The organism is Bradyrhizobium sp. RP6, assembly GCF_003837805.1.
Taxonomy (GTDB): domain Bacteria; phylum Pseudomonadota; class Alphaproteobacteria; order Rhizobiales; family Xanthobacteraceae; genus Bradyrhizobium.
This window is the reverse complement of the sequence record NZ_RQIT01000005.1, coordinates 252,078-276,730: the sequence shown is the minus strand read 5'-3', so window position 1 is coordinate 276,730 and position 24,653 is coordinate 252,078. Positions and strand designations below refer to the sequence as shown.

The window sequence follows — 24,653 nt, the reverse complement described above, 5'->3', positions numbered from 1 at the left end:
GTCCCGGCGGGTTCCGGGGCCGCTTGCGTCACAATGTCCGGCCACTCAGCGTGTCGCAGCGCCGAGCTCGGCCCTGCGTTCGGTCATCGGCAGCACGACCACCTTGGTGCCGACATTGACGCGGGAATAGAGGTCGGTGACGTCCTCGTTGGTCATGCGGATGCAGCCGGAGGAGACGTGCCTGCCGATGGTCTCGGGCGCATTGGTGCCGTGGATGCGGTAGATGGTGCTGCCAAGATACATGGCGCGGGCGCCAAGCGGGTTGCCGGGGCCACCGGCCATGTGGCGCGGCAGATAGGGCTGGCGGGCGATCATCTGGGGCGGCGGGGTCCAGTCCGGCCATTCGGCCTTCCGACTCACCGTCTGGATGCCGGACCAGGTGAAACCGTCGCGCCCGACGCCGATGCCGTAGCGCAGCGCCTGGCCGTTACCGAGCACGTAGTAGAGATAGGTGTTGGGCGTATCGATGATGATGGTGCCCGGCGCCTCGCGCGTTGCATAGGAGACGGTCTGGCGGCGGAAGCGGGCCGGCATCTCGACCGTGTCCTGATCTTCCGAGGGCGCGGCCTGGTAAGGCGTTGCCTGATAGGCTTGATAGGGCTGGATCGGCTGCGGTGCGGCCATTGACGGCAGCGGCTGGAAGAGAGGGAAAAGCTGCGCGGGCGCGGCGTTGGCTGCGCCTGTGAATGCGATTGCGGAGATCGCGGCTGCACTGAACGCAACGGCGCGCGAAAACGTCTTGAACGTATCCAGATTGAACATTGGTCGCCCCTGTTTGCTCGGTGTTTCTGCTCACCGCGGCACCATTTCGGTGCTCCGTTGCCTCAAGTCCTAACGGCGAAACGTTTCGGGACATTTGCGCGGAAAACCGAAAACGGTTTCGTCGCGGAAAGGAATGTTTCATGACGGTTTCGTGGCTCCGCGCGCCCGTTAACGAACAAAACAGCCGGCCGACACTTCTGTGACGTCACACGCCTGAAATATCCTTCGTTGATGGTCGATGCCTGAGAATCATCAAACTCTCGGGATTTCCCCATGCGGGTATTAATCGCGACCGACGCCTGGCATCCGCAGGTCAACGGTGTGGTCCGGACGCTGACTTCGCTGGCGAATGCGGCCAAGGCCCTCGACGTCGAGATCGACTTCCTCACCCCCGACGGCTTTCCGTCCTGGCCGCTGCCGACATATCCCGGCCTGCGCTTTGCGCTGCCGAGCGCCAAGGAGATCGCGCGGCGGATCGAGAGGGCGGCGCCGGACGCGCTGCACATCGCGACCGAGGGCCCGATCGGCTGGGCGGCGCGGGCCTATTGCCGCCGCAACCGGCTCGCCTTCACCACCTCGTACACGACGCGCTTTCCCGAATATGTCGCGGTGCGGACCGGCATCCCGGCCGCCGTCGGCTATGCCGTGCTGCGCCACTTCCACGATGCCGCCACCATGACGATGGTGGCGACGCCCTCGCTGCGGCAGGAGCTGTCCGAGCGCGGCTTCAAGCGGCTCGGCTTCTGGACGCGCGGCGTCGACACCGAGCTGTTCCATCCCGATTCTCCGGCGAGGCTCGACCTGCCGCGGCCGATCTTCATGACCATGGGGCGCGTCGCGGTGGAGAAGAATCTCGAAGCGTTCCTCTCGCTCGACCTGCCCGGCACCAAGGTCGTGGTCGGCGACGGCCCGCAGAAGGCGGCGCTCGAAAAGAAATATCCGGACGTGGTCTTCCTTGGCGAGAAGAAGGGTGCGGGTCTGACCGCGCATCTCGCCGCTGCCGACGTCTTCGTGTTTCCGAGCCTGACCGATACCTTTGGCGTGGTGCAGCTCGAGGCGCTCGCCTGCGGCACGCCGGTTGCGGCGTTTCCGGTGACGGGTCCGAAGGACGTCATCGCCGATCACCCGATCGGCGCGATCGACCACGATCTGCGCACCGCCTGCCTGCGCGCGCTCACCATGTCGCGCAACACCTGCCGCAATTTCGCGCTGGAGCGCTCCTGGGAGAACAGCGCGCGCCAGTTTGTCGGCAATCTCACCTCTCTTCAACCCAGCCGCGTCTTGCGTGCCTCGCCTCGCATGGCGCGGCGGCCGGTGCGCAGCTGATCATCAATTCGAACCACAGCGAGAACCCCATCGATGGCTAAGATCATGAACCTTGACGGCACGCAGCAGCTCGACCTCACCCGTGGCACGGTCGAGCAGGCCTATGACCGCTGGGCGCCCGTCTACGACCTCGTGTTCGGTGGCGTGTTCGCCAAGGGGCGGCAGGCCGCGATCGCGGCCACCAACAAGATCGGCGGCCGTGTGCTCGAAGTCGGTGTCGGCACCGGCATCTCGCTGCCGCTCTATGCGCCGAACCTACGCATCTTCGGCACCGACATCTCGGAAGCGATGCTGGACAAGGCGCGCCGCCGGGTGAAGGAGCAGAAGCTGAAGAACGTCGAGGGCCTCGCGGTGATGGACGCCGAGAAGCTCGAATTCCCGGACAATTCCTTCGACGTCGTGATGGCGCAATATGTCGTCACCGCCGTGCCGAACCCGGAGAAAGCGCTCGACGAATTCGCCCGCGTGCTGCGTCCCGGCGGCGAGCTGATCATCCTCACCCGCGTCAGCGCCGACACCGGCATGCGCCGCTTCATCGAGCAGAAGCTGCAGCCGGTGGTGCGGCCGCTCGGCTTCCGCACCGCCGAGTTCGCCTGGTCGCGTTACGCCAAATGGCTCGCCGGTGCGAACGGCATCGAGCTTGCCGAGCGCCGTCTGATTCCGCCGCTCGGTCACTTCTCGCTAGTGCGCTTCCGCAAGGTCGGCGTCGCCAAGGCCGCTTGATCAGAAGCTCACGAGCCCGTGCGTCATCGCGCCGCTGCACATCGTCACATGACAAAATGATGATGTCACACGGCCTACATCGAATCCCTGTAACCCGGACCCGAAAGCAATTGGGGAAGAGCATGATCAAGAATTATCTCGAGCAGCTGCGGATCCAGCGCTGGGACGACCATCGCTACTATCACCACAGCCGCATCAATCAGAGCCTGCACTTCGTCAGCGCGCTGAGCTTCCTCTTCGCCTATGTCTGGCTGTTCATCGACCCCGTGGTCTCGGCGCTGGTCGGCTGGCTGGTCTCGATGACCTCGCGCCAGGCCGGTCACTTCTTCTTCGAGCCGCACGATTACGATCACATCAACCAGGCGACGCACGAGTACAAGGAAGAGATCAAGGTCGGCTATAACCTGCAGCGCAAGGTGGTGCTGATGGCGATCTGGGCGCTCTCGCCGCTGGTGCTGTTCGTGGATCCAACGCTGTTCGGCCTGTTCACGCCGTGGGCGAGCGCAGCCGACTTCATGCGGCAGGTTGCCAAGATCTGGCTGGTGATCGGCGGCGGCGGCCTTCTGTTCCGCACCGTGCACCTGTTCTTCATTCGCGACGTCGAGACCGGCCTCGTCTGGATGACCAAGATCCTGACCGATCCGTTCCACGACCTGATGCTCTATCGCAAGGCGCCGCTGGCGCTGATGCGCGGCGAGCTCATGGACCCCGGCCTGCATCTCAATCCCGAGCATACGCTGGGCCTGATCGGCGAGCCCGTGCTCGAAGAGCAGCACGCCTGAACGCGCTGCTCGCACGACGCACTCCGATGTCTGATGGTTACGTCATGCCCGGGCTTGTCCCGGGCATCCACGTCTTGGGGGATGCGATTTCCAGAGCTGCTGCAACAAGCGCCGTCATTCCGGGGCGGCTCGAAGAACCGAACCCGGAATCTCGAGATTCTCAGGTGCGCAATTACGCACCGGAGTTCGATGCTTCGCATCGCCCCGGAATGACAGTGAGGGTGGTAGGAGCGGCCTCAGCGCCCGAAGCGCTTCGCCAGCATCTCTTTCAGGATCTGCCGCTTGATCTGCTTGTTGGTGAGCGCGCCATCGTGCCACCAGAAGCCGTCCGCCTTCATCTTCTGCGCGGCGCGGACGAAGCGTTCGGCGACTTCGGTGAAGTCGGCGTCGGTGTAGTTGAGACTGAAGATCAACCGGCCGGTGCCGACCCAGCTCAGCGCCAGGCCCTCGGCGCGCAGGTAGTATTGCAGCATCCAGTTGTAGCGGGACGGCGTGGTGTACTTCACCGTCCAGATCGAGGAAAAGTTGGCGAACCGCACCGGCAGGTCGGCGCCTTCCATCATCTGGTTGAGCTTTTGGACGCGGCCGTTCCAGGTCTCCTCCAGCCCGTCATAGACGGCGCGGAAGTTGGGGCTGGCGAGCCGGCTCAAAAACTCGTCCATCGCCGTCATGACGTAGGGATGCGAGTTGAAGGTGCCGCGGGCGAAGCAGATGTCGGCGGGACGATCGTCGCGGAAGCGGCGCATCAGCTCGCGCTTGCCGCAGACCACGCCGACCGGCAGGCCGCCGGCGAGACTCTTGCCGTAGGTCACCATGTCAGCCTTGACGCCGAAATAGTCCTGGGCGCCGCCGGCGGCGAGGCGGAAGCCGACGAAGACCTCGTCGAAGATCAAGACGATGCCGCGTTGGTCGCAGACCTCGCGCAGCTTCTTCAGCCACTCCGTGTAGGCGGCCCGATCGAAATTGCCGCCGCGGGAAGAGTCGACCAGCGAGGAATCGCCGGGCGCGTTGGCGTTCGGGTGCAGGCCCTGCAGCGGATTGACCAGCACGCAGGCGATATCCTTGCGCGTGCGCAGCACGTGGAGCGTCTTCTCCGACATCTCGGCGAGGGTGTAGGTCTCGTGCGCGGGAATCGGATTTCCGACGCCGGGCTGTACGTCGCCCCACCAGCCGTGATAGGCCCCGGCGAAGCGGACGAGATGGGTGCGCCTGGTGTGGTAGCGCGCCAGCCGCACCGCCTGCATCACGGCTTCGGTGCCGGACATGTGGAACGAGACTTCGTCGAGGCCGGAGATCCGGCAGAGCCGCTGCACGTTCTCCAGGATGACGGGATGATAGGGACCGAGCACGGGGCCGAGCGCATGCGCGCGCTTCTCGGCACCTTCGATGCACTCCTTGTAGAAATCGTTGCCGAAGATGTTGACGCCGTAGGACCCCGTGAGGTCGTAGGACGTGTTGCCGTCGACATCCGTGACGGTGACGCCGCTGGACGATTCCATGAAGGTCGAGGTGCCCAGGTGCTCGCGGACGAGACGCGAGAACTGGAACGGCACGCGGTAGCTCTCGGTGAAGTTCAGGTCGGAGATCTTCTCCGCCGCTTCCTTCGTCATCGCGCGTCCCCTGGGGTAGCGCTCGGCGTAGAGGGCGGCGAGACGGAAGAAGCCGTCCTTACGCTGCGTGGCGATGCTCGCCGGCGCGCCGTCGCACGAGAAATAGTCGGTATCCGCGAACTCGTAGAACGGCAGCAGCCGCGCCACCCGGCGCGACATCTTGGAGTGCCCGGCGAGCGACCGGTGCTTGGCGCGGGAGAGTTCGATGCGCGCCTTGAGCTTCGGGAAGGCGGCGGCAGCGGACGCTGCGGCGGCCACGGACATCGAGAGAATCGGGAGTGTCGTTTCCATGACAACAAGCGCTAACCCTGCGAGCTGACAGATTCATGACAGTCAAAGCCCTCATCGCCTCTTTCACCCAGCAGGAAGACCTCAACTTCCTGTTGACCAACCGCATCCCCCGCGCCGCCCTGACGCGCTTCATGGGGTGGTTCTCCAAGATCGAGAATCCCATCGTGCGGGACTTCTCGATCGCGCTGTGGAAGCTGTTCTCCGACCTCGACCTGTCGGAGGCGCGCAAGACGCAGTTCAAGAGCCTGCATGACTGCTTCACCCGGGAGCTGAAGCCCGGCCTGCGGCCGTTCGATGCGGATCCGGCCGTGGTGGCGAGTCCCTCGGATGGCATCGTCGGCGCCCACGGGAGGATCGCCGACACCGAACTGTTCCAGGTCAAGGGCGCGCCCTATTCGCTGCTCGATCTCCTCGGCGACTCCGCGCTTGTGGATCAGCACCGCAACGGCTCCTTCGTCACGCTGCGGCTGACGTCGAGCATGTATCACCGTTTCCACGCGCCCTATGATGCACATATCGAACGCGTCACGCTGATCCATGGCGATGTCTGGAACGTCAACCCGATCGCGCTCAAGCGCGTCGAACGTCTCTTCTGCAAGAACGAGCGCGCGGTGATCCGCACCCACCTTTCGACCGGCGAAGCGGTGACACTGGTGCCCGTTGCCGCGATCCTGGTCGCGAGCATCCGATTGCACTTCCTCGACATCGTGCTGAACGCGCAGACGACGGGGCCGGTCAATTTCCCCTGTGACGTCAACGTGGCCAAGGGCGAGGAACTCGGCTGGTTCGAGCACGGCTCGACCATCATCATCCTGGCGCCCGGCGATTTCACCTTCTGCAACGGCATCGCCGAAGGCACGCGTATTCGCGCAGGGCAGGCGCTGCTCAGAAGAAAGGAGCCTTCAATCCGCCGTCCCTGCTGCCTATATCGTCCTCGGGGGACGACGATTTCGGATGTGTGAGCGATGGCGCGGGCGCCGGTCTTGGCCGCGGGGGGTATTGTGCTGCTGCGTGGCTCGGCGCCGCTGATCGCGGTCGTGCGCCAGCGCAAGCGCAACGAATGGGTCTTGCCCAAGGGCAAGCTCGACGACGGCGAGACGCCGAAGGAGGCCGCGCACCGCGAGGTGCTGGAGGAGACCGGCCATAACGTCGCGGTGCACGAATTCCTGGGCACGCTGGTCGATCAGTCCGGCGGGCGCTCCAAGGTCGTGCATTTCTGGCGGATGGAGGCTGACGGCGGGCCGGTCCGCAAGCTCATGAACGACATCAAGGCGGTCGACTGGTTGACGCTGGACGATGCGATCGGACGTCTGTCGCGCGAATATGAGCGCGCGTTCCTCAACCAGGTTGGCCCGATCGCGCTTGCGGCGGCGGGACTGACATCATCGCCGCCGCCCGAGCCGGCGCAAGCCGCCGACGACATCGATACCGCCTTGCAGACGCTGACGCCGGCCGAGGCGGCGTCCGTCGACGAGCTGCGCCACGGCTTGTTGCAGAAAGTGAAGGCGTGGCTGCGCGGCGAGGCGTGAGCGCTCCCAATGACGAGGCGAAAGAGCTGACTTCCCTCAACGCCGCGCCTCACGCTGAGGCGACTCTGTCACCGCCGCTCTCTCCTGTCCCTCGGGGCCGGCGCCAGCCTGCGCGCCGCTGCGGGGCGTTGTGCGCCGGGCAGGCGCTGCTGGAAGCCACCGTTCCGCTGCATGCCGCCTGGCTGTTGGGAAGCAGGTGGTCGAGCTGGCTGGCCAGGCTGCAATCCCCTGCGCGGTGCTTGCGGTTGTGTCTGCTGTCCGCCATCGGGCTGCATGCCTTGTCCGATGCCTGGAGCAACGGGCGGCCGACCCGTGCCTTGTTGCCGGCCTTCGCGTTGAGGCACGCGTCCCTGCTCGCCTTGTCGCTGCTGCCCCTGACCGGCGCGCGGCGTGCCTGGCTGCACGGCGCCGCCTTGTCCCTGCCGCGGCGGCTGGGCGCCTTGGCGGCCTGGTGTGCCCTTCTGCTGACCCGGGCGGGTATCCTGACCGGGCTGTCCGTTCTGGCGCTGTGGTTGTTGTCCGGGTGTCGTCGGCCGCAATTGCTGCTGCTGCGGCTGGACCGGCCGCGGAATGCGGCTGAGCGCGCCCGGATTGGCGCGGCGGAAGTCGCGCTGCTCGGCGACGATCTGCCGGCCTGTGGTTTGCGCCAGATGCACCTGGCTGACGAAGCCGCGGTCGCGCGCGATCTGCTGCGCGGGAATTGTGATCGGTACCGCGGCAAAGCGCATGACGCCGCGGGCGCCGCGTGCATCGGGCCGGATCGCAAAGCCGCTGGACGCCCGTGTCAGCGCGCCGAGCCGCGTGCCGCTGCTGCGGTCGTCGACGTCGATGTGGCCGACCCGGCCATCGGCGTCGGGATAGAGCTTGATGTTGACGTTGCCGGCCCTGGTCGCCGCCGCGCCTTCCGGCACCTCGATGACGCCGGTGGTGCCGCGGATGCCGAGCGTTGCCGTCGGCGTCGTGATCTTCATGTCGCCGGTCTTCGCCACCGCTGCCGCCACGAAGGCAACCGTGCCCTTGCCGACGTCGAAGATCGCCGAATTCTGCCTGCCGCCGTCCTCGTAGACGTAATTGTCGATGGTGATCCTGGCGCTGGCCGAGAGATTGAACGTGGTGGCGTCGTGGAAGGTGATGCCGAGCGAGGAGTTCGACGAGGTCTGCACCACGTCGTTGAGATAGATGTCGTCGCGCACGCGCAGCGGATAGGAGTTCTTGTCGCGGATCACGGTCGCGATCCCCGTCACCGTCGCGACGTTGCCGATCGGCTCGACGGCGGCGGGCTGTGCGTCTGCAGCGGGTGTCGGTGAGGCCGACGGCGTCGGGGAGGGGCCGGGTATCGGCTGTGCTTGCGGCTGCGCCTGGGCGAGCTCGATGGCCTCGAATGCACAAGCCGCGTTGCTGCCAGCCAACGACAAGACCAGCAGCACAAGCGCGAACGCGAAGCGGCGCCGAACCACCATCAGATCCACGAAACAGTCCCGGTGAAAGAACGCGAGGCGAGAGCTGCGGATTTCAGCCGGGCGCAGCTGAATGGCGGATGAATAGGTGCCGCAGGGGAGAGGCGAACAACAGAGGGCACTCTATCCCCTCATGGTGAGGAGCGCGCTTGCGCCCGTCTCGAACCATGCAGGCCGGAATCTGGGCCTCGCCCTTCGAGACGCCTGCCGCGCGGGCTCCTCAGGGTGAGAAGACAGAGTGAGGCTGTCGCGCGAGATCCCCAGGTGCGCAATTGCGCACCATAGTTCGATGCTTGGCGTCGCCCCGGGATGACACCGTCGGTGTCAGCTCACGCGCTTCCAGGTCTGGCCGCCGCAGAACATGCCGCCGAAGGCGCAGCCCTGCACGCGCATCGCATTCGGCCCCTTCATGGCGATCGTGGAGTCGTAGTTGCGACCGGAGTCGGGATCGTGGATACGGCCGCTCCACTTGGCGCCGTTGGGCTTCATGTTGATCAGGATCTTTTCGTTGGTCTTCTCGGCATAGCCGCAGAGATTGGCGCCGCACTGCTCGACGCGGACATTGCCCTTGTTCTCTTCGGTCGCCCACAGCCCGATCGGCGTGACCGGAGCAGGCGCAGGAGCAGGAGCAGGAGCAGGGGTAGCGGCAACCGGCGCAGGCGCCGACGTTGTGACGGCCGGTGCGGGTGCCGCGACGGGAGCGGGTGCTGCGACCGGCGCCGGTGCCGCTGCCGGCGCAGCGTTGAAGCCAACTGACGGCGCGGCCGGCGCTGTGACCGTGGGCGCGGCGGGCGCGGTCGGTTGGACCGCTGTCGGCGGTGCCGGCTGCTGAGCGGTCGGCGCCCGCGCCCCCTGCGCCGTCATCGTCGCGCCGGACGTCGTGTCGTCATCATCGTCCTCGGAGCCGAAATCATTGAAATCGAGATTGTTCAGCGTGATCGGCTTCTTGGACAGGCCAGGCGCGACGATCGTGACGCAGTTCAGCGAGCTGCAATTCTTCGGCGCCTGGATCTGGATCTTCTGTCCTTCGATCTGGAAGGTGATCACGTTGCCGGCATGCGCCACGGCGGTGGATGCGAGCAACAGCGCGGTGGCGGCGAAATAGAGCTTCTTCATGAGACCTCCAAAGATGCAGCCTTGAGCGGGTATGGTCTATGTCGCCAAGCCAGCGAGCCTGGTTCGACTCTAGGCAGCAAGCCTCGCTCCCTCTGTGACTGAAGTCACGGCCGCGCAGCGCGAAGTGTCCGGCGGCTCGCGGTCGTAACAGCGTCTCGCTGCTTGCTCGGTCTTGCGGAGAAAGCCATCCAGACCGGCAAGCGCCGTGACCCGGAGCAATAGCAACTCGTTATCGGGAGCAGTGAATCGTGCTACGCGTTCTTGGGAATGAATATCGTCGCGGCCTTCTCAATTGGGCAACTGATATCCATCATTCGCGTCAGATGTGTCGACGCTGTCCGCTTCTCGCCCATTTGCAGCCGCCTCGACTTCTGGACTCCCTGTAGCCCTTCGATTAACTTGATCGCTCCGGCTTCTGAATTGATCGCTCTGCCTTCCTGCGCAGCCAGCCGTCACTGACGCGCTCCTCCGTCCACGACGAACAAGGGGTCACGCATGGTGAAAGACGTTCCCGAGCTGGAGTACCGCTCGCCGCGTGAAGTCGAGCGGGAGCCAAAGAGGCCGCTCGAGACGCAGAGCGTCCCGATGATTCGTGAAATCAAGGATCACCCCAGCGCCAAGGCGTTTCCGGCGAACGACAGGCTCCAGGTCGCCGCTCCGGATACGGTCGTGGCCGACAGGGTGTTGCGGTCGGGGACCACCGGGCACAACGGGTTCAGGAATTTTGTGTTTGCATACGCGAGAGGGTTGCCGGCGCGCGTATGCGCCGTGGTGCCGGACGGCACGACCGAGTTCACCCGCGCGCTCATCTTCTTCCATCCGCTGCCCACACAACGGGCCGGATACGACGACGGACAGTACGCGGCCCAGACCGGCGGCTGGCACAGCATCTACCGCTATTGCGAGCAGCAGGGCGCCCAGCTCGCCGCGTCGAACAAGAAGATCGTGCTCATCATGCCGATCTTCAGCCTCGCGTCGACGGAAACGTGCGGCGTGTTTCCGGACAAGTGGAAGGATTTGATCGAGTTGATCCTGAGGCATATCCGCGACCAGCGTTTTCCAGGACGGAAAGGCGAGGATATGGATCTCAAGGAGGTGATCACGGCGAGCTACAGCGCCGGCGTCCAATACATGAGCACGTTCCTGCACAAAGCCAAGGACCTCAAGCCCGTCCTGAAAGAGGTGTGGGACTATGACGGCCGCTTCTCGACGAGCAAGGACAAGAGCGAGGGATTGCGCTCTTTCGCCCCGAAAGTGTTAACCTACGACCAGCGGCCGGTGAAGCTGAACCAGGTCGTGCAGGAATTCCGCCTCAACAAGGGGATCCACATTCCCCTGCAGCGGTGGCAGGACCTCGGCAAGTCGTCGAGCTTCCTCGACGTTCTTGATCCCAACGTCGCAGCGGTCCCGGGCGCATCGCTGTTCGTCCACGGCGCCATGCCACGATACCTGATGTTTCACTCGCTGATGCAGAGCTCGGTTGGCTAGCGCTCGGCTCAGGCTGGCATTCACACCGCTTTAGAGCCTCGGCGGCCTGATGGCAGGCTGTGATGCGGCCAGTGAACGCTTCTAGATCATGCCGAGTACGATGGCACCGACGAAGGCCATGGCGAGGTAGGCGGTCACAACGCTCAGTCTCCCAACGAAGGTCATAGGATGCTCCTCGTTTGCGGGACGCTTGGTTAACAGAGAGTTGCAACCGGAAAAAGTCAGACCTGCTGCCGCTGGTTCGCCCGTGCGCCGCCCAACGTGGTTAAAGAAGCATGAAATCAACATGTTGAAGAGTCTTTAAGTAAATTCACCGAACGTGCGTGCATGACGCGCGGAGTTCGTTTGTATCTCGTCGGCTCCATCGTCCTTGTTTCGCTAGCGGGTTGCGGTCGCGGCTTCTTCCAGGCCGAACGCGAACCGTGGCGGGCCGAGGCGGAAGCCGCATGCCTGAAATCGGGCGCGGTGAAGGAGAGTGCGGACATCGTCCGCATCGACCCGATTTCCGGCCCCGGCCAGTGCGGCGCCGAGTTTCCACTCAAGGTCGCAGCGATCGGCGAAGCCTCCAGCACCTATGGCTTTGCCGACGAGCCATTGCGTCCGCCGGGGAGCATCGGCAACCAGCCGCGCTGGCCCGTAACACAGCCGCAATCGAACTATCCGCAGGGTCAGAACTACCCGGCTTCCTCCTATCCGCCGCGGTCGAACTATCCCGAGAGCGCGCCGCGCCAGCCGTCCGGCTATGGGGCCTCCACCGGGCCGATGTCGCTGAACGCGCCCGGCGTAGCGCCGCAGGAGGACGAAATCGATCTGCCGCCCGAAGGCACCGATGCCGCCGGGGCTGCGCGCTACATGAATGCGCCGAGCTATCCGGCTCGTCCTGCGCCTTACTCGCAGGCGCCCGCGCAGCAGCCACTGCCGCGCCTTGGTCCGGCGCAGGGCAATCCCGTCACAGCGGTCGGGCCCGTCGCGATCAAGCCGACGGCGACGCTGGCCTGTCCGATCGTGTCCGAGCTCGACCGCTGGCTCGCCGACACGGTGCAGCCCTCGGCGATGCGCTGGTTCGGCGTCCGCGTCGCCGAGATCAAGCAGATCTCCGCCTATTCGTGCCGCGGCATGAACGGCAACTCGCGGGCCCACATCTCCGAGCACGCCTTCGGCAACGCGCTCGACATTTCCGCCTTCGTGCTCGCCGACGGCCGCCGCGTCACCGTGAAGGACGGCTGGCGCGGCATGCCGGAGGAACAGGGTTTCCTGCGCGACGTGCAATCGGGAGCGTGTGCGCATTTCACCACCGTGCTCGCGCCGGGCTCGAACGTCTTTCACTACGATCACATTCACGTCGACCTGATGCGCCGCGCCAGCCGCCGCCTGATCTGCCAGCCTGCCGCCGTGTCCGGCGAGGAGGTCGCCGCGCGCGCGCAGTCGCGCAACCCCTATGCCAACGCGCGCGATCCCTCCATCACCGGCGCGCTGGGTGCGCGCAAGAGCATGGCGCGCAAGCGCGAAGAAGACGAGTACGTCGACGAGTAGCCTTCTTTTGCAGATCTGCCGGAAATCACTACGAGGCCGGCTTCGACGGAGGCAGCCCCATGCACCGCTGCACCTCGCTCGGGACGTTGTAGGTGCGCATGATATGGCGGCTGTCGCGCAAGCCGGACGCCTCACGTTGGACGACGAACATCCAAAGCGCGTCACCGGCTTCCATCACCAGCTTGCGCCTGGCCGGTTGCATTGAGGCCGGATCCTCGGGGTGTGCGTGGGCAGCGTCGAATTCGCGCAAGCGCGTGAGGCTCTGTTCGAGCGCGCGGCCCATCCGTCCAAGTGCGGAGGCCTGTTCCTGGACGATCTCGTAGTGGAGGATATCGACCGGGGGGCGAAGATCACGAGACATGGCTGCAATATAGTGCCGCCCCGCCCGTATGCGCAACGCGCTGCTACGTCGTCTTGTACGCGGCCAGGAACATCCGCGTTGCGCTGTCGACCACCTCGGTCATGCGCTGTTCTGATGGCGCGGGCGCGGCCTGGAAGACGAAGGGCAGGAACAGCGAGGCCTTGCACAGCTCCATGAACTGCGAGGCGGCGAGATCGCAATCGTCGATATCGAGATCGCCCGCGGCGACACGGGCCTTGAGATAGCTGGAGAGGCGGTTGATGGACTTGTCGAGAACGCGCCCATAGTAACGGCGGCCGACATCCGGCATACGTTCGGCGATTGCCATCACGGTGCGGATCGCCGATCCGCCACCGGGCCGGCAGACCAGGTGAAGGTAGGCGAGGCCAAACTCCTTCAGCGTGGTCTTGGCATCACGGGTGGGATCGAAATTGAACACGACCTGGCCGTGCTGAAGCGCTTCCTGCTCGAGGATGGCTTCGAACAGCGCACATTTGTCGGCGAAGTAGACGTAGAGCGTGCCTTTCGAGACCTGCGCGGCGCGTGCGATCTCGCCCATGCTGGCGCCGTCGAAACCGAGGTCCATGAACACCTTGCGGGCGCCGTCCAGGATCTGGCGGCGCTTGGAGCTGTCCTCTTCATGGACAACCTGCGGATGTTCCTTGGCAAATGCAACCATTGGTTTAGGGTCTCGGAAGGTTTTCGGACCGGATCAGGTCGATGAAACCCGAATAAAGCCTTCGAGGTCGTACGGTCCCGTCCGCGAAAATTGTTTACATTGACCGAACCGTTCGGTCAATGATACTTGAAATGAGCGAGAAGGAACCGGCTGCGCAGCGGCCCCTTGCTCGCACTTATTTTGGGGAGGGCCTTTATGGCCGTATCGAGAGACCAGACGGCTCGCGTCCTTCGCCAGGGAGCGGTGGAGGAGCAGTCGGGCGATGATGCTGCGTCCGAGACAGCCGCATCCCCTGCCGGGCAGTTGCGCGCTCATGTACCGGAGGAAACCAGACGTCCGGCCCCGGTGGCGCCAGACCAGCCCGTGACCGACAAGCCGTCTGCACCCGCGCCAGGCGCGCCCGCCGCCGGTGCGCCCAAATCCGGCAAGCGCAAATTCGTCCTGATGGGCGTCGGCCTCGTCCTCGCGCTCGCTGTTGCGGGCTATGCCGGCTATTACACGCTGGTCGGCCGCTTCTATATCTCGACCGACGACGCCTATGTGCGCGCCAACAACACCATGCTCGGCGCGCGCGTTGCCGGCCATATCTCCTCGATCCTCGCCGGTGACAACACGCCGGTCCGTGCCGGCGACATCGTCTTTCGCATCGACGACGGCGACTACAAGATCGCGGTCGAAGCCGCCGCGACCAAGATCGCGACCCAGCAGGCCACCATCGATCGCATCGGCCGCCAGGTCGCCGCGCTCGACAGCCAGGTCGCGCAGGCCAAGGCGCAGCTCGTCTCCGCGGAAGCGGGCCTCAAGCGCGCCGACCTCGACTATGAGCGCCAGCAGGCGCTGAGCAGCAAGGGCTTTGCCTCGCGCGCCACCTTCGAGAGCTCGGAAGCCGGACGCGATCAGGGCGCCGCCGGGGTCAAGGCCGCGCAGGCCGCCTACGACGTTGCCGTCAGCAATGTCGATGTAGCCAAAGCGCAGCAGGCCGAAGCACAGGCCCAGCTCGCCGAGCTCAAGACCACGCTCGCCAAGGCCGAGCGCGACCTCGGCTTCACCGCGGTGCGTGCGCCGGTCAACGGCACGTTCTCCAATCGCCTGGTCAACACCGGCGACTTCGTCGCGGTCGGCCAGCGCCTCGGCAACATCGTGCCGCTCGACGACGTCTATATCGACGCCAACTTCAAGGAAACGCAGCTCAAGCGTATCCGCCCCGGCCAGCCGGTGACGATCAAGGTCGACGCCTACGGCATGCGCAAGTTCTCCGGCGTCGTCGACAGCATCGCGGCGGGCGCGGGCTCGGTGTTCACCCTGCTGCCGCCGGACAACGCCACCGGCAATTTCACCAAGATCGTGCAACGCGTGCCGGTCCGCATTCGCGTGCCGAAGTCGGTGGCCAAGCAGAACCTTCTCCGCGCCGGCATGTCGGTTTACGCGACCGTCGACACCAACAAGGGCGCCGCCGACGCCGACAGCGAGGTCGATCTCGACGATCCCACGGGCCATCCGCAGTAGGGGCGATGACATGAGCCGCGCCGCTGCTCCGAATGCAGGTGCGCTCCCTCTCCCGCTTGCGGGAGAGGGCTGGGGAGAGGGTGTCTCCTCTAGGGAGACTCCCCAAGAGGAGAAAGCCCTCACCCGCCGCGCTCTTCGAGCGCGTCGACCTCTCCCGCAAGCGGGAGAGGTAAGAGCCCGCCGCTCCAGTCAGAGCTGACACATGGCCACCGCCACCACCGCTTCACCTGCCATCATGGCGGATCCCGCTTCGGAGCGCATCGCGCCGAAGCGGCTGTTCGCGTTCATCATCATGGTGTTCGGGATGTTCATGTCGATCCTGGACATCCAGATCGTCTCGGCTTCCCTCAGCGAGATCCAGGCCGGGCTGTCGGCGAGCTCCAGCGAGGTCTCCTGGGTCCAGACCGCCTATCTGATCGCCGAGGTGATCGCGATCCCGCTGTCCGGCTTTTTGTCGCGCGCCTTCGGCACGCGGCTGCTGTTTGCGATCTCGGCGGCCGGCTTCACCGCCGCGAGCCTGCTCTGCGGCTTCGCCACCACGATCGAGGAGATGATCCTCTGGCGCGCGCTGCAGGGCTTTCTCGGCGCCGGCATGATTCCGACGGTGTTCGCCTCGGCCTACACCGTCTTCCCGCGGACGAAATTCCATATCGTCGGCCCCATCATCGGCCTCGTCGCGACGCTGGCGCCGACCATCGGGCCGACGGTCGGCGGCTACATCACCGACCTGATGTCGTGGCACTGGTTGTTCTTCATCAACGTGCTGCCCGGCATCGGCATCACCCTGGGCGTGCTGGCGCTGGTGGATTTCGACGAGCCGCACTTCGAACTGCTCGACCGCTTCGACTGGTGGGGCCTGCTGTTCATGGCCAGCTTCCTCGGCACGCTGGAATATGTACTGGAGGAAGGCCCGCAATATGAATGGATGCAGGATACCTCGGTCGCGATCTGCGCCTGGATCTGCGCCATCTCGGCGATCGCCTTCTTCTGGCGCGTGTTCACGGCGGACGAGCCGATCGTCAATTTGCGCACCTTCTCCGATCGCAATTTCGCCGTCGGCTGCACGTTGCAGTTCTGCATCGGCATCGGCCTCTACGGCCTGACCTACATCTATCCGCGTTATCTGGCCGAGGTGCGGGGCTACAGCGCACTGATGATCGGCGAGACCATGTTCGTCTCCGGCATCACCATGTTCCTGGTCGCACCGCTGGTCGGCCGTCTCATGGCGAAGGTCGACATGCGTTACATGATCGCCTTCGGCCTGATCGTGTTCGCGATCGGCTCCTACCAGATGACGTGGATCACGCGCGATTACGATTTCTACGAGCTGCTGGTGCCCCAGATATTGCGCGGCATCGGCATGATGTTCGCGATGGTGCCGACCAACAACGTCGCGCTCGGCACCCTCGCGCCCGAGAAGGTGAAGAACGCGAGCGGCCTGTTCAACCTGATGCGCAATCTCGGCGGCGCGGTCGGCCTCGCCGTCATCAACACCGTGCTCAACGATCGCACCGACCTGCACATCACGCGCCTCCAGGAACGCGTGACCTGGGGCAATGCGGCCGCGACCGAAACCCTGAACATGTTCATGCAGAAGTTCCAGGGGCTCGGCGATTCCGCGCTGATGGCGATGAAGCAGCTCTCCCAGCTCGTGCATCGCCAGGCCGTGGTGATGAGTTTCGGCGACACCTTCCTCATGCTGACGCTGTTCTATCTCGGTCTCAGCCTGCTGGTCGCGCTGCTGAACAAGCCGGCCTCGCCGTTCGGCGCCGGCGGCGACGCGCACTAGCCTGCTCCACGTTCGCCGTCGTCGCCCGGCTTGACCGGGCGATCCAGCATCTGGCGGAGATTGGTGCGGCGGCGAGGCGCACCAAATTGCAACACTCGTCCGTGATCTCGCGTGGGCCCCGTTGCAAATCGCAAACGACACATCTATAAAGCGCACCTCATTCATTCGAACCGGGGAGAGATTTGCATGATTTCGTCGCATTCGCAGATCGTACGCCCGCGCTCGATGATGACCTCGATCACGTTCTGGCTCGGTATGTACGCGGCCTGTTAGAGGCCTCTTCCGCCAGCTTCGATTGGGCCAGGGTTTCGACCAGGCGTCCCGATCGCTCCACCTCCCAAGTCAAAATCAGTTCTGAGTGACGCCGTCCCGGTCCTTGCGGCCGGCCTGCGTCCATCGATGGAGCCGGCCCGCACGTGCGGCCGGATGATGTCATGACCGCTCTGTCCAAGAAGCCCGCCGCCATTCGCGTGGTGCTGCCTTTCGTATTCCGGCACTGGCTGAAGCAGCCGGGGCGCGGCCTCGTCGTGGCCGGCGGGCTGCTGGGTGCGACCATCGCCGACCTGTTCATGCCGCTATTCTCGGGACATCTGGTCGATGCGCTGACCCGCGGTCCGTCCGATCCCGATGCGCGCCACGCGGCGCTGGTCGCGTTCGGCGCCATCGTGGCGCTGGGCGCGGCGTCGATGGTGCTGCGTCTCGTCGGTCTCCAGGCGATCGTGCCGTTCACGCTGAAGATCATGTCCGACATCGCGCAGGATGCGTTCACGCGCGTGCAGCGTTTCTCGACCGACTGGCACGCGAACTCTTTTGCCGGCTCCACGGTACGCAAGATCAGCCGCGGCATGTGGGCGGTCGACCTGCTCAACGACACCATCCTGATGGCTCTGGCGCCGTCGCTGCTGGTGCTGGCCGGCTCGATGATCCTGATCGGCGTGCACTGGACCTCGCTTGGCCTCGTGATCGCGCTCGGGGCGATCTTCTACGTCACGATCACGGTGTTGCTCTCGACGCGCTACGTCGCACCGGCGGCGCGCGTCTCCAATGCCTGGGACACCAAGGTCGGCGGCACGCTGGCGGACGCGCTGACCTGCAATGCCGTGGTGAAATCGTTCGGCGCGGAGCTGCGCGAGGACGCGCGGCTCGCCCGTGTCATTAATCGCTGGCGCGTGCGCGTGCGGCGGACCTGGTTCCGCTATAACTACACCGCCATGGCGCAGCTCTCGCTGCTGCTATGCCTGCGGGGGGCGGTGATCGGCGGATCGGTGCTGCTGTGGATGTCAGGTCACGCCTCGCCCGGCGACGTCACCTATGTGCTGACGAGCTACTACGTCATCCACGCGTACTTGCGCGACGTCGGCATGCACATCAACAACCTCCAGCGCTCGGTCAACGACATGGACGAGCTGGTGGCGATCCATGACGAGCCGATCGGGATTGCGGATGCAGCCGATGCGCGGCCGATCGCGATCGAGGGCGGCGAGATCGTGTTCGACGACGTCACGTTCCATTATGGCGGCCATCGCGCGCCGCTGTACGACGGCTTGTCCGTCAAGATCCGCGCCGGCGAACGCGTCGGCCTGGTCGGCCGCTCCGGCTCCGGCAAGACCACCTTCGTCAAGCTGGTGCAGCGGCTCTACGACGTCACCGGCGGCCGCGTGCTGATCGACGGGCAGGACATTGCGCACGCCACGCAGCAATCGCTGCGCAGCCAGATCGCGATCGTGCAGCAGGAGCCGATCCTGTTTCACCGCTCGCTCGCCGAGAACATCGCCTATGGCCGGCCCGGCGCCAGCCTCGAGGCGATCGAGCAGGCGGCGCGGCTGGCGAATGCGCACGACTTCATCCTGCGCCTGCCGAAGGGGTACGGCACGCTGGTCGGCGAGCGCGGCGTGAAGCTGTCGGGCGGCGAGCGGCAGCGCGTGGCGCTGGCGCGCGCGTTCCTGGCGGACGCGCCGGTGCTGATCCTGGACGAGGCGACCTCGAGCCTGGATTCGGAATCGGAGGCGTTGATCCAGGAGGCGATGGAGCGGCTGATGAAGGGCCGCACCTCGATCGTGATCGCGCATCGCCTGTCGACGGTGAAGAGCCTCGATCGCATCCTGGTGTTCGACCGCGGCGAGATCGTCGAGCAAGGCACGCATGCGATGCTCGCAGCCAAGCGAGGGGGCATCTATCGCGGCCTGTTCGAGCGCCAGGTCGTGGAGCTCGGAAAGATCGCAGCAGCGGAATGAGGCGGGGTGCAGCGGGGCGAAGGTCCCGCCGTCATCCGCCGAGGACGGAATGAGATGAAAGACCTGACGCGCGGCTCCATCGTGAGCCACATCCTGGGCATGGCACCGCCGATTATGGCCGGCATGATCTCAATCATGATCTGCCAGCTGGTCGATCTCTACTTCGTCTCGGGCCTCGGCGATGCCGCCGTGGCAGGTGTGGCCGCGGCCGGGAATGCCGGCTTTCTCGTCAACGGCCTGATACAGGTGCTCGGCGTCGGGACGGTGGCGCTGATCGCGCATGCGGTGGGACGAAAGGACCGGCCTGACGCCAATCTGATCTTCAATCAGGCAGTCGCGCTGTCGGTGCTGTTCGGCCTGGTGACCCTTGCCGCGGGAGCGGTGTTGTCGCGCCTCTATATGCGTTCGATTGCCGCGGACCGGGCCACGATCGAGGCGGGGACCACTTATCTGCAGTGGTTCATGCCGGCGCTCGCGCTGGAATTCGTCATGCAAGTGATTGCCTCCGCGCTAAGCGCGACCGGCATCGTGCGTCCCGCCATGTTGGTGCGGGTCCTTGCGGTCATCATCAACATCGCGCTGGCGCCGGTGCTGATCTCGGGCTGGGGCACCGGCTATCCGCTCGGCGTTGCCGGCGCCGGGCTGGCGAGCACGATCGCAGTGGGTGCCGGCGTCCTGATGCTGCTGGCGTATTTTCGCAAGGTCGAGCGCTACGTCGCCTTCAATCCGGCGCAGTGGCGTCCGCGGCCGCGCCACTCGAAGCGCATCCTCACTGTTGGCCTGCCCGCGGGCGGCGAGTTCGCGATGATGTTCATCTTCATGGCCGTGGTCTATTTCGTGCTGCGCGATTTCGGCGCAGCGGCGCAGGCCGGATTCGGCATCGGGCAGCGGGTGCTTGGCCTGATCCAGATGCCGGCGCTTGCGATTGCGCTGGCGGCCGGGCCCATCGCCGGTCAGAACGTCGGCGCCGGAATCGCCGAGCGCGTGCGGGAAACCTTAGTCAAGACGGCCCTGATCGCCAGTGCCGTGATGATCGGTTTCATGATCCTTGCGCAGTTGAAGCCAGAACTGCTGCTCGCCGGATTCTCGAACGACCACGAGACGATGGAGATCGCCTTCCTGTTCTTGCGTATCATCTCGCTCAACATGGTGGCGCAGGGTCTGATCTTCACCTGCTCGAGCATGTTCCAGGGGCTCGGCAACACCAGCCCGGTGCTCTTGAGTTCGGCGACGCGCGTCTTCACTTATTCGCTGCCAGCGATCTGGCTCTCGACCCGGCCGGGCTTTCGCATGGAGCACGTCTGGTATTTGTCGGTCGCGGCGACGACGCTCCAGGCTGTGCTGAGCTTGTGGCTGTTGCGTCGCGAATTCGCCAGGCGGCTGGTATTGCCTTCTCCAGAGCAAGCGGTGGAGCAGTCGGGGGTCGAGCCGGTCGTGCCTCCTGCACGCGCGCCGGCGCTTTAGTGCGTGCCAACACTATTCCAGACGAGGCCAAGGCCCGACAGGAACAACAGGCCGAGCACGACATCGCCAAAATGCTTGTCGCTCAGGGCGTGATAGACGCGGGCGCCGGCCCATGCGCCGATCAGCGTGCCCGGAAACGCGACCAGTGCGAGCCAGACCACTTTCAGTTCGACCAGGCCTGACGCCGTCTGCAGCACCAGCGCGGTGGCGAGCACCGTGAAATTGAAGAGCTGGAAGATGCCGCGTCGCTCATGCTTGTTCCAGCCGCGGATGTTCGCCCAGAGGATCGGCAGCGGCCCCGAGAGTCCGGCGAGGCCGCCAAGGATGCCGCCGGCAAAGCCGATCGCTCCATCGGCGATCCTGCCGCCGAACTTGAAGGCGAGGGGCCTCTTGTTGAGGTAGAGCGCGCTCGAAAAGATCAGGAGCAGCACACCGACGCTCAGCTTGAACACCTTCGGATCGGCCGTGGCGACCATCATGGTTCCCAGCGGGACTCCGATCAGGCCCCCGATCAGGAACGGCCAGACCAGCGAAAGGTCGAAGCTTTTCCACATCGAGGGCAGCGTCGAGGTCTGTGCGATCACCGAGCAGATCAGCACCAGTGGTACCGCGAGCGAGGGCGGCAGGACGTAAAGCCAGATGCCGAGCGCCATCAGCGCCGTGCCGAACCCGGCCAGTCCCGAGACGAAGCCGCCGGCCAGCGCGCCGAACAGCAGCAGGACGTAGGTGAGCGTTTCCAACAGATTAACCTTGTCGCAAGGGGCGATCCCGGATTGTCGATCGCCAGCGCTCGCATAAACATGCCTGCTGCCATGCAGGTCAATCCATGCTGCACGCAAGCGTGATCTGCCGTGGCGGGCTTTCGCGGAAGACACGCCTACATGATGGCCGTACTTCAATCTTGGGGCCGCCCGACGCGATCGTGCGCTCGATCGGTCAGTCCTGACTGCGATGATGGAGAATGACCATGACCCGCACCAAGATTGCCGCTGCGGCCGCGCTGCTCGCGGTGGCGTTGACGCCGACAATGGCCCAGGCGCAGTTTTCCGAGCCGGCGGCCTATCAGGCCGCCCATCCCGATCGTGATGTGCTGAACGGCGGCCAGCTCACGCCTGCGGGGCGTGCGGCTCTCGGTCAGCAGGGAGCGCCGAGCGATGCATATGCCTCGCAGGCCTATCCGCGACCCCTGGCACCGGTGGTGCGCTCCGGCCCTCGCCGTCATCGTCGATGATCTAGACGATCTGCCTGGTGTCGGCAGGCTTCTGCAGCGCGCCGATCAGGATGCGCAGCGCTTCCGTCAATTCCGATCTGTTCCGTGCCGCCCCCAGCGAGACACGTGCCGCATGCGGCGGTGTCCCGTCGACCGTGAAGGCCTCGCCGGCGACGACCGCAAGTCCGTTCCGCAGGAGATGTGCCGCGACATCGGTCCGATCTTCCGGCAGCCGCAGCCACAGATGATGGGCGGCAGGCTTGGCCAGGAACTGAAAGCCTTTCAGCGCGCGCTGTGCAAGCTGCTGGCGTCCGATCGCCTCGCTGCGGATGGCGCTGATGATGCGATCGGCAATGCCGCTTTCGATCCAATGCGTCACCAGCGCGACCATCAGTGGCGCCGGCATCTGCACGGTTGCCTGCAAGGACGTGCACATGCTCCGCTGCGCGCCGTTATCGGGTGTCACCAGATAGGCGACGCGCAGCGCCGGCGCGATGCATTTTGACAGCGTGGTCGCGAGATAAGTCCGCTCCGGAATGAGGTTCGCGATCGGCGACGCCGAGCGATCGAGCAGGCCGTAAGCGTCGTCCTCGATCAAGGTCGTGTCGCCATCGCGAATGATCTTTGCGATTGCGTTGCGCCGCTCGGCGGACAGTGTCGCGGTGGTCGGATTGTGCAGCGTCGGAATGAGATACACGGCCTTTGCCCGGTGCACGCGGCACGCCTTTGCCAGCGCATCGGGCAAAATGCCCCCGTCATCCATGGCGACGCCGACGAGCTTGACGCCGAGCCGCACTGCAGCGGCCTTGATGCCGGGGAAGGTGAGGGCTTCCGTCAGAACGATGTCGCCGGGCCGCGCGAGATGGGCGAGCAGATTGAACAGGATGGTTTGCGCGCCGGGAAAGATCACGAGCCTGTCGGCCTGCGCATGCGGAACGCGTGCGCGCATCCAGCGCGCCGCGATCTCGCGCTCATGCGCGCTGCCGCCGGGCGGCTGGTAGTTGAGATAGGCCGTCAGGCCCGACTGTGCGCGGATGGCTTCCATCCCGGCAATGATGCGCTCGTCGAGCTGCGCCTCCAGCGGATGCGGTGGCACGTTCATCGAGAGGTCGATCGCGACGGGATGCGGCAGGTCGACCGCGCGGCGCGCGCTGGTCTCCGACACGAACGAGCCCTGTCCGACGCGGGCTTCCATGATGCCGCGGCGCCGGGCTTCGGTATAGGCGCGCGTCACCGTGGTCAGGTCGATGCCGAGGGCTCTTGCGAGGGCGCGTTGCGTCGGCAATTGCTGGCCGCGCACCAGCCTGCCCGCAGCAATGTCGGCCTCCATCGCATCGACGATGCGCTGATAGCGCGGGCCGCTCAGCTCCGAGATTGTAGGGGTCCAATCCATGCAATTTAGCCCAATATCCTTTGAATGTATGGATGCAAGATATTATTGTATGGATCTTCGAAAAGGAAGAGGTGTGGTCATGGCGACGGTCTCTCTTGCAAAGGCGATGCGGCGTGGCTTTCGCGGCAGGTGCCCGAACTGCGGCGAAGGGCATCTGTTCGGCCGCTTCCTGAAGGTCGCCCACAGCTGCGACCATTGCGGCGAGGAGTTGTTTCACCAGCGCGCCGACGACTTCCCCGCCTATCTCGTGATGGTCGTGGTTGGCCATCTCGTGGTCCCCGCGATCCTCGCGGTCGAGACCGCCTATGCACCGCCGGAGTGGCTGCAGCTCGCGGTGTGGCTGCCGGTGACGCTGTTCGCGTCGCTCGCACTGCTGCAACCGACCAAGGGCGCCATCGTCGGGCTGCAATGGCAGCTGGGCATGCACGGCTTCGAGGCGAGCAAGCTGCGGCGCGAGGCCGGCGAGCTTGCGCCCGTGCTGGTGAAGGCGGATACGCGGGCGGCCTGAGCGGCGTTTACATCGTGCGCGCTGCCGCTACACTCCCTCGTACCAAGAAGAACGATGGGAACGCCGATGGCCGCACGCGCGAAGACTTTCCTGCTCTGTCATGGCGCGTGGTCCGGCGGATGGGCCTGGAAGAAGATGCATCCGCTGATGGCGCAGGCCGGCCATCGCCTGGTGGCGCCGACCTACACCGGGCTCGGCGAGCGCGCGCATCTCGCAAGCCCCGCGATCGATCTGGAAACGCACATCCAGGACATTCTCAACGTCATCGCCTTCGAGGATCTCAGCGACATCGTGCTGCTTGGCCATAGCTATGGCGGCATGGTCGCGACCGGCGTTGCCGATCGCGCGCGCGAGCGCGTGACGCAGCTGATCTATCTCGACGCCTTCGTGCCACGTGATGGCCAATCGCTGTTCGATCTCAATGAGGCCGGCCGCGAGCCGATGCGCAAGGCAGCGAGCTCCGGTGACGGCTACCGCATCCCGCCAAACCCGCCGCCGCCCGACACGCTGCAGGCCGATCTCGACTGGCTCAACGCGCGCCGCGTGCCGATGCCGATCAAATGCTTCGAGACGCGCTTGAGGCTCGAGCACGGCGAGCCGGCGATGCCGCGCAGCTACATCTACTGCACGCGCATCCCGCCGGGCGACGTGTTCGGGCAGTTTGCGAGGCGCACGAAGAACGAGGACGGTTGGCGCTATTTTGAGCTCGACGCGAGCCACGCGCCGAACGTGACGGCGCCGGAGGCGCTGATGGCAGTGCTGAAGGCGATCGTTGCCTAGTTCTCGCCGTCATTCCGGGGTGTGCGCAGCACGAACCCGGAATCCATCTCTCCTCCGTCTCTGCCGACCGATGGATTCCGGGTTCTCGCTCAGCGAGTCCCAGCAAGACAGC

Annotated in this window: 22 protein-coding genes; 14 read left to right on the top strand and 8 right to left on the bottom strand. The window is 65.2% G+C overall.

The window, feature by feature from the left end; genetic code table 11:
* Nucleotides 1-45 precede the first annotated feature (45 nt).
* Complete coding sequence (locus EHH60_RS14080; protein WP_124160045.1) at nucleotides 46-762, bottom strand: L,D-transpeptidase; 717 nt, start codon at nucleotides 760-762, stop codon at nucleotides 46-48.
* Between the two features lie 273 nt (nucleotides 763-1,035).
* Here EHH60_RS14080 and EHH60_RS14075 point away from each other — a divergent pair, with 273 nt between their 5' ends.
* The 3 genes from EHH60_RS14075 to EHH60_RS14065 all read left to right on the top strand — a co-directional run bounded on the left by EHH60_RS14075 (nucleotide 1,036) and on the right by EHH60_RS14065 (nucleotide 3,593).
* On the top strand, nucleotides 1,036-2,088 hold the full coding sequence (locus EHH60_RS14075; protein WP_124160044.1) for a glycosyltransferase family 4 protein: 1,053 nt from the start codon (nucleotides 1,036-1,038) through the stop codon (nucleotides 2,086-2,088).
* 33 nt (nucleotides 2,089-2,121) lie between these two features.
* Nucleotides 2,122-2,811 (top strand): class I SAM-dependent methyltransferase, encoded by a 690-nt coding sequence (locus EHH60_RS14070; protein WP_124160043.1) that lies wholly within the window; start codon nucleotides 2,122-2,124, stop codon nucleotides 2,809-2,811.
* A 122-nt stretch (nucleotides 2,812-2,933) separates the two neighbouring features.
* Nucleotides 2,934-3,593, top strand: coding sequence for a hypothetical protein (locus EHH60_RS14065; RefSeq protein WP_124160042.1), 660 nt, complete (start codon nucleotides 2,934-2,936; stop codon nucleotides 3,591-3,593).
* A 236-nt stretch (nucleotides 3,594-3,829) separates the two neighbouring features.
* On the opposite strand, the gene EHH60_RS14055 is transcribed toward EHH60_RS14065, so the two are convergent.
* Nucleotides 3,830-5,494: an aminotransferase class III-fold pyridoxal phosphate-dependent enzyme gene (locus tag EHH60_RS14055; protein WP_124160040.1), complete on the bottom strand. Its 1,665-nt coding sequence runs from the start codon at nucleotides 5,492-5,494 to the stop codon at nucleotides 3,830-3,832.
* A gap of 35 nt (nucleotides 5,495-5,529) precedes the next feature.
* On the opposite strand from EHH60_RS14055, the gene asd reads away from it, so the two are divergent.
* A complete protein-coding gene (gene asd, locus EHH60_RS14050) occupies nucleotides 5,530-6,456 on the top strand; it encodes an archaetidylserine decarboxylase (protein WP_245454489.1) in 927 nt (308 codons plus the stop codon).
* A gap of 3 nt (nucleotides 6,457-6,459) precedes the next feature.
* Entirely contained in the window at nucleotides 6,460-7,023 is a 564-nt protein-coding gene (locus EHH60_RS14045) for an NUDIX hydrolase (protein WP_124160039.1), read from the top strand.
* A gap of 68 nt (nucleotides 7,024-7,091) precedes the next feature.
* Here EHH60_RS14045 and EHH60_RS14040 read toward each other — a convergent pair whose 3' ends face one another.
* Both EHH60_RS14040 and EHH60_RS14035 read right to left on the bottom strand, forming a co-directional pair.
* Nucleotides 7,092-8,483, bottom strand: a complete 1,392-nt coding sequence (locus tag EHH60_RS14040) for a FecR domain-containing protein (RefSeq protein ID WP_199751465.1) — start codon at nucleotides 8,481-8,483, stop codon at nucleotides 7,092-7,094.
* 321 nt (nucleotides 8,484-8,804) lie between these two features.
* On the bottom strand, nucleotides 8,805-9,596 hold the full coding sequence (locus EHH60_RS14035; RefSeq protein ID WP_124160037.1) for a DUF2147 domain-containing protein: 792 nt from the start codon (nucleotides 9,594-9,596) through the stop codon (nucleotides 8,805-8,807).
* 495 nt (nucleotides 9,597-10,091) lie between these two features.
* Here EHH60_RS14035 and EHH60_RS14030 point away from each other — a divergent pair, with 495 nt between their 5' ends.
* Together EHH60_RS14030 and EHH60_RS14020 are read left to right on the top strand one after the other, a co-directional pair.
* Nucleotides 10,092-11,084, top strand: coding sequence for a hypothetical protein (locus tag EHH60_RS14030; RefSeq protein ID WP_124160036.1), 993 nt, complete (start codon nucleotides 10,092-10,094; stop codon nucleotides 11,082-11,084).
* Nucleotides 11,085-11,411: 327 nt separating this feature from the next.
* Nucleotides 11,412-12,617 carry an extensin-like domain-containing protein gene (locus tag EHH60_RS14020; RefSeq protein WP_124160034.1) on the top strand — a complete coding sequence of 402 codons (1,206 nt, stop codon included), beginning with the start codon at nucleotides 11,412-11,414 and terminating at the stop codon, nucleotides 12,615-12,617.
* Between the two features lie 28 nt (nucleotides 12,618-12,645).
* Here EHH60_RS14020 and EHH60_RS14015 read toward each other — a convergent pair whose 3' ends face one another.
* Together EHH60_RS14015 and EHH60_RS14010 are read right to left on the bottom strand one after the other, a co-directional pair.
* Entirely contained in the window at nucleotides 12,646-12,978 is a 333-nt protein-coding gene (locus EHH60_RS14015) for a DUF6665 family protein (RefSeq protein ID WP_124160033.1), read from the bottom strand.
* 43 nt (nucleotides 12,979-13,021) lie between these two features.
* Nucleotides 13,022-13,657 carry a TetR/AcrR family transcriptional regulator gene (locus EHH60_RS14010; protein ID WP_124160032.1) on the bottom strand — a complete coding sequence of 212 codons (636 nt, stop codon included), beginning with the start codon at nucleotides 13,655-13,657 and terminating at the stop codon, nucleotides 13,022-13,024.
* A gap of 195 nt (nucleotides 13,658-13,852) precedes the next feature.
* Here EHH60_RS14010 and EHH60_RS14005 point away from each other — a divergent pair, with 195 nt between their 5' ends.
* From EHH60_RS14005 to EHH60_RS13990, 4 genes are all read left to right on the top strand, one after another.
* Nucleotides 13,853-15,163, top strand: coding sequence for an HlyD family secretion protein (locus EHH60_RS14005; protein WP_124160031.1), 1,311 nt, complete (start codon nucleotides 13,853-13,855; stop codon nucleotides 15,161-15,163).
* A 202-nt stretch (nucleotides 15,164-15,365) separates the two neighbouring features.
* Nucleotides 15,366-16,952, top strand: coding sequence for a DHA2 family efflux MFS transporter permease subunit (locus EHH60_RS14000; protein ID WP_124160030.1), 1,587 nt, complete (start codon nucleotides 15,366-15,368; stop codon nucleotides 16,950-16,952).
* Between the two features lie 434 nt (nucleotides 16,953-17,386).
* Nucleotides 17,387-19,186, top strand: coding sequence for an ABC transporter ATP-binding protein (locus tag EHH60_RS13995; RefSeq protein ID WP_199751455.1), 1,800 nt, complete (start codon nucleotides 17,387-17,389; stop codon nucleotides 19,184-19,186).
* A 54-nt stretch (nucleotides 19,187-19,240) separates the two neighbouring features.
* Entirely contained in the window at nucleotides 19,241-20,650 is a 1,410-nt protein-coding gene (locus EHH60_RS13990) for an MATE family efflux transporter (protein WP_199751454.1), read from the top strand.
* On the opposite strand, the gene EHH60_RS13985 is transcribed toward EHH60_RS13990, so the two are convergent.
* Entirely contained in the window at nucleotides 20,647-21,390 is a 744-nt protein-coding gene (locus tag EHH60_RS13985; RefSeq protein ID WP_028182074.1) for a sulfite exporter TauE/SafE family protein, read from the bottom strand. The two genes, EHH60_RS13990 and EHH60_RS13985, sit on opposite strands and share 4 nt — an antisense overlap.
* 227 nt (nucleotides 21,391-21,617) lie before the next feature.
* On the opposite strand from EHH60_RS13985, the gene EHH60_RS13980 reads away from it, so the two are divergent.
* Nucleotides 21,618-21,881: a hypothetical protein gene (locus EHH60_RS13980; RefSeq protein WP_199751453.1), complete on the top strand. Its 264-nt coding sequence runs from the start codon at nucleotides 21,618-21,620 to the stop codon at nucleotides 21,879-21,881.
* Between the two features lies 1 nt (nucleotide 21,882).
* Here EHH60_RS13980 and EHH60_RS13975 read toward each other — a convergent pair whose 3' ends face one another.
* On the bottom strand, nucleotides 21,883-23,253 hold the full coding sequence (locus tag EHH60_RS13975) for an aminotransferase-like domain-containing protein (RefSeq protein WP_199751452.1): 1,371 nt from the start codon (nucleotides 23,251-23,253) through the stop codon (nucleotides 21,883-21,885).
* Nucleotides 23,254-23,332: 79 nt separating this feature from the next.
* Here EHH60_RS13975 and EHH60_RS13970 point away from each other — a divergent pair, with 79 nt between their 5' ends.
* Together EHH60_RS13970 and EHH60_RS13965 are read left to right on the top strand one after the other, a co-directional pair.
* A complete protein-coding gene (locus EHH60_RS13970; protein WP_199751451.1) occupies nucleotides 23,333-23,761 on the top strand; it encodes a DUF983 domain-containing protein in 429 nt (142 codons plus the stop codon).
* A gap of 66 nt (nucleotides 23,762-23,827) precedes the next feature.
* A complete protein-coding gene (locus EHH60_RS13965; RefSeq protein ID WP_199751450.1) occupies nucleotides 23,828-24,541 on the top strand; it encodes an alpha/beta fold hydrolase in 714 nt (237 codons plus the stop codon).
* Nucleotides 24,542-24,653 lie beyond the last annotated feature (112 nt).

What these genes read in the sequence shown, in the direction of transcription:
- asd (WP_245454489.1), top strand. Translation starts at nt 5,530, where the DNA reads ATGACAGTCAAAGCCCTCATCGCCTCTTTCACCCAGCAGGAAGACCTC.
- EHH60_RS14030 (WP_124160036.1), top strand. Translation starts at nt 10,092, where the DNA reads ATGGTGAAAGACGTTCCCGAGCTGGAGTACCGCTCGCCGCGTGAAGTC.
- EHH60_RS14000 (WP_124160030.1), top strand. Translation starts at nt 15,366, where the DNA reads ATGGCCACCGCCACCACCGCTTCACCTGCCATCATGGCGGATCCCGCT.
- EHH60_RS13980 (WP_199751453.1), top strand. Translation starts at nt 21,618, where the DNA reads ATGACCCGCACCAAGATTGCCGCTGCGGCCGCGCTGCTCGCGGTGGCG.
- EHH60_RS14065 (WP_124160042.1), top strand. Translation starts at nt 2,934, where the DNA reads ATGATCAAGAATTATCTCGAGCAGCTGCGGATCCAGCGCTGGGACGAC.
- EHH60_RS14070 (WP_124160043.1), top strand. Translation starts at nt 2,122, where the DNA reads ATGGCTAAGATCATGAACCTTGACGGCACGCAGCAGCTCGACCTCACC.
- EHH60_RS14075 (WP_124160044.1), top strand. Translation starts at nt 1,036, where the DNA reads ATGCGGGTATTAATCGCGACCGACGCCTGGCATCCGCAGGTCAACGGT.
- EHH60_RS13975 (WP_199751452.1), bottom strand. Translation starts at nt 23,253, where the DNA reads ATGGATTGGACCCCTACAATCTCGGAGCTGAGCGGCCCGCGCTATCAG.
- EHH60_RS14005 (WP_124160031.1), top strand. Translation starts at nt 13,853, where the DNA reads ATGGCCGTATCGAGAGACCAGACGGCTCGCGTCCTTCGCCAGGGAGCG.
- EHH60_RS13995 (WP_199751455.1), top strand. Translation starts at nt 17,387, where the DNA reads ATGACCGCTCTGTCCAAGAAGCCCGCCGCCATTCGCGTGGTGCTGCCT.
- EHH60_RS13965 (WP_199751450.1), top strand. Translation starts at nt 23,828, where the DNA reads ATGGCCGCACGCGCGAAGACTTTCCTGCTCTGTCATGGCGCGTGGTCC.
- EHH60_RS13970 (WP_199751451.1), top strand. Translation starts at nt 23,333, where the DNA reads ATGGCGACGGTCTCTCTTGCAAAGGCGATGCGGCGTGGCTTTCGCGGC.
- EHH60_RS13990 (WP_199751454.1), top strand. Translation starts at nt 19,241, where the DNA reads ATGAAAGACCTGACGCGCGGCTCCATCGTGAGCCACATCCTGGGCATG.
- EHH60_RS14080 (WP_124160045.1), bottom strand. Translation starts at nt 762, where the DNA reads ATGTTCAATCTGGATACGTTCAAGACGTTTTCGCGCGCCGTTGCGTTC.
- EHH60_RS14010 (WP_124160032.1), bottom strand. Translation starts at nt 13,657, where the DNA reads ATGGTTGCATTTGCCAAGGAACATCCGCAGGTTGTCCATGAAGAGGAC.
- EHH60_RS14035 (WP_124160037.1), bottom strand. Translation starts at nt 9,596, where the DNA reads ATGAAGAAGCTCTATTTCGCCGCCACCGCGCTGTTGCTCGCATCCACC.
- EHH60_RS14055 (WP_124160040.1), bottom strand. Translation starts at nt 5,494, where the DNA reads ATGGAAACGACACTCCCGATTCTCTCGATGTCCGTGGCCGCCGCAGCG.
- EHH60_RS14040 (WP_199751465.1), bottom strand. Translation starts at nt 8,483, where the DNA reads ATGGTGGTTCGGCGCCGCTTCGCGTTCGCGCTTGTGCTGCTGGTCTTG.
- EHH60_RS14045 (WP_124160039.1), top strand. Translation starts at nt 6,460, where the DNA reads ATGGCGCGGGCGCCGGTCTTGGCCGCGGGGGGTATTGTGCTGCTGCGT.
- EHH60_RS14015 (WP_124160033.1), bottom strand. Translation starts at nt 12,978, where the DNA reads ATGTCTCGTGATCTTCGCCCCCCGGTCGATATCCTCCACTACGAGATC.
- EHH60_RS14020 (WP_124160034.1), top strand. Translation starts at nt 11,412, where the DNA reads ATGACGCGCGGAGTTCGTTTGTATCTCGTCGGCTCCATCGTCCTTGTT.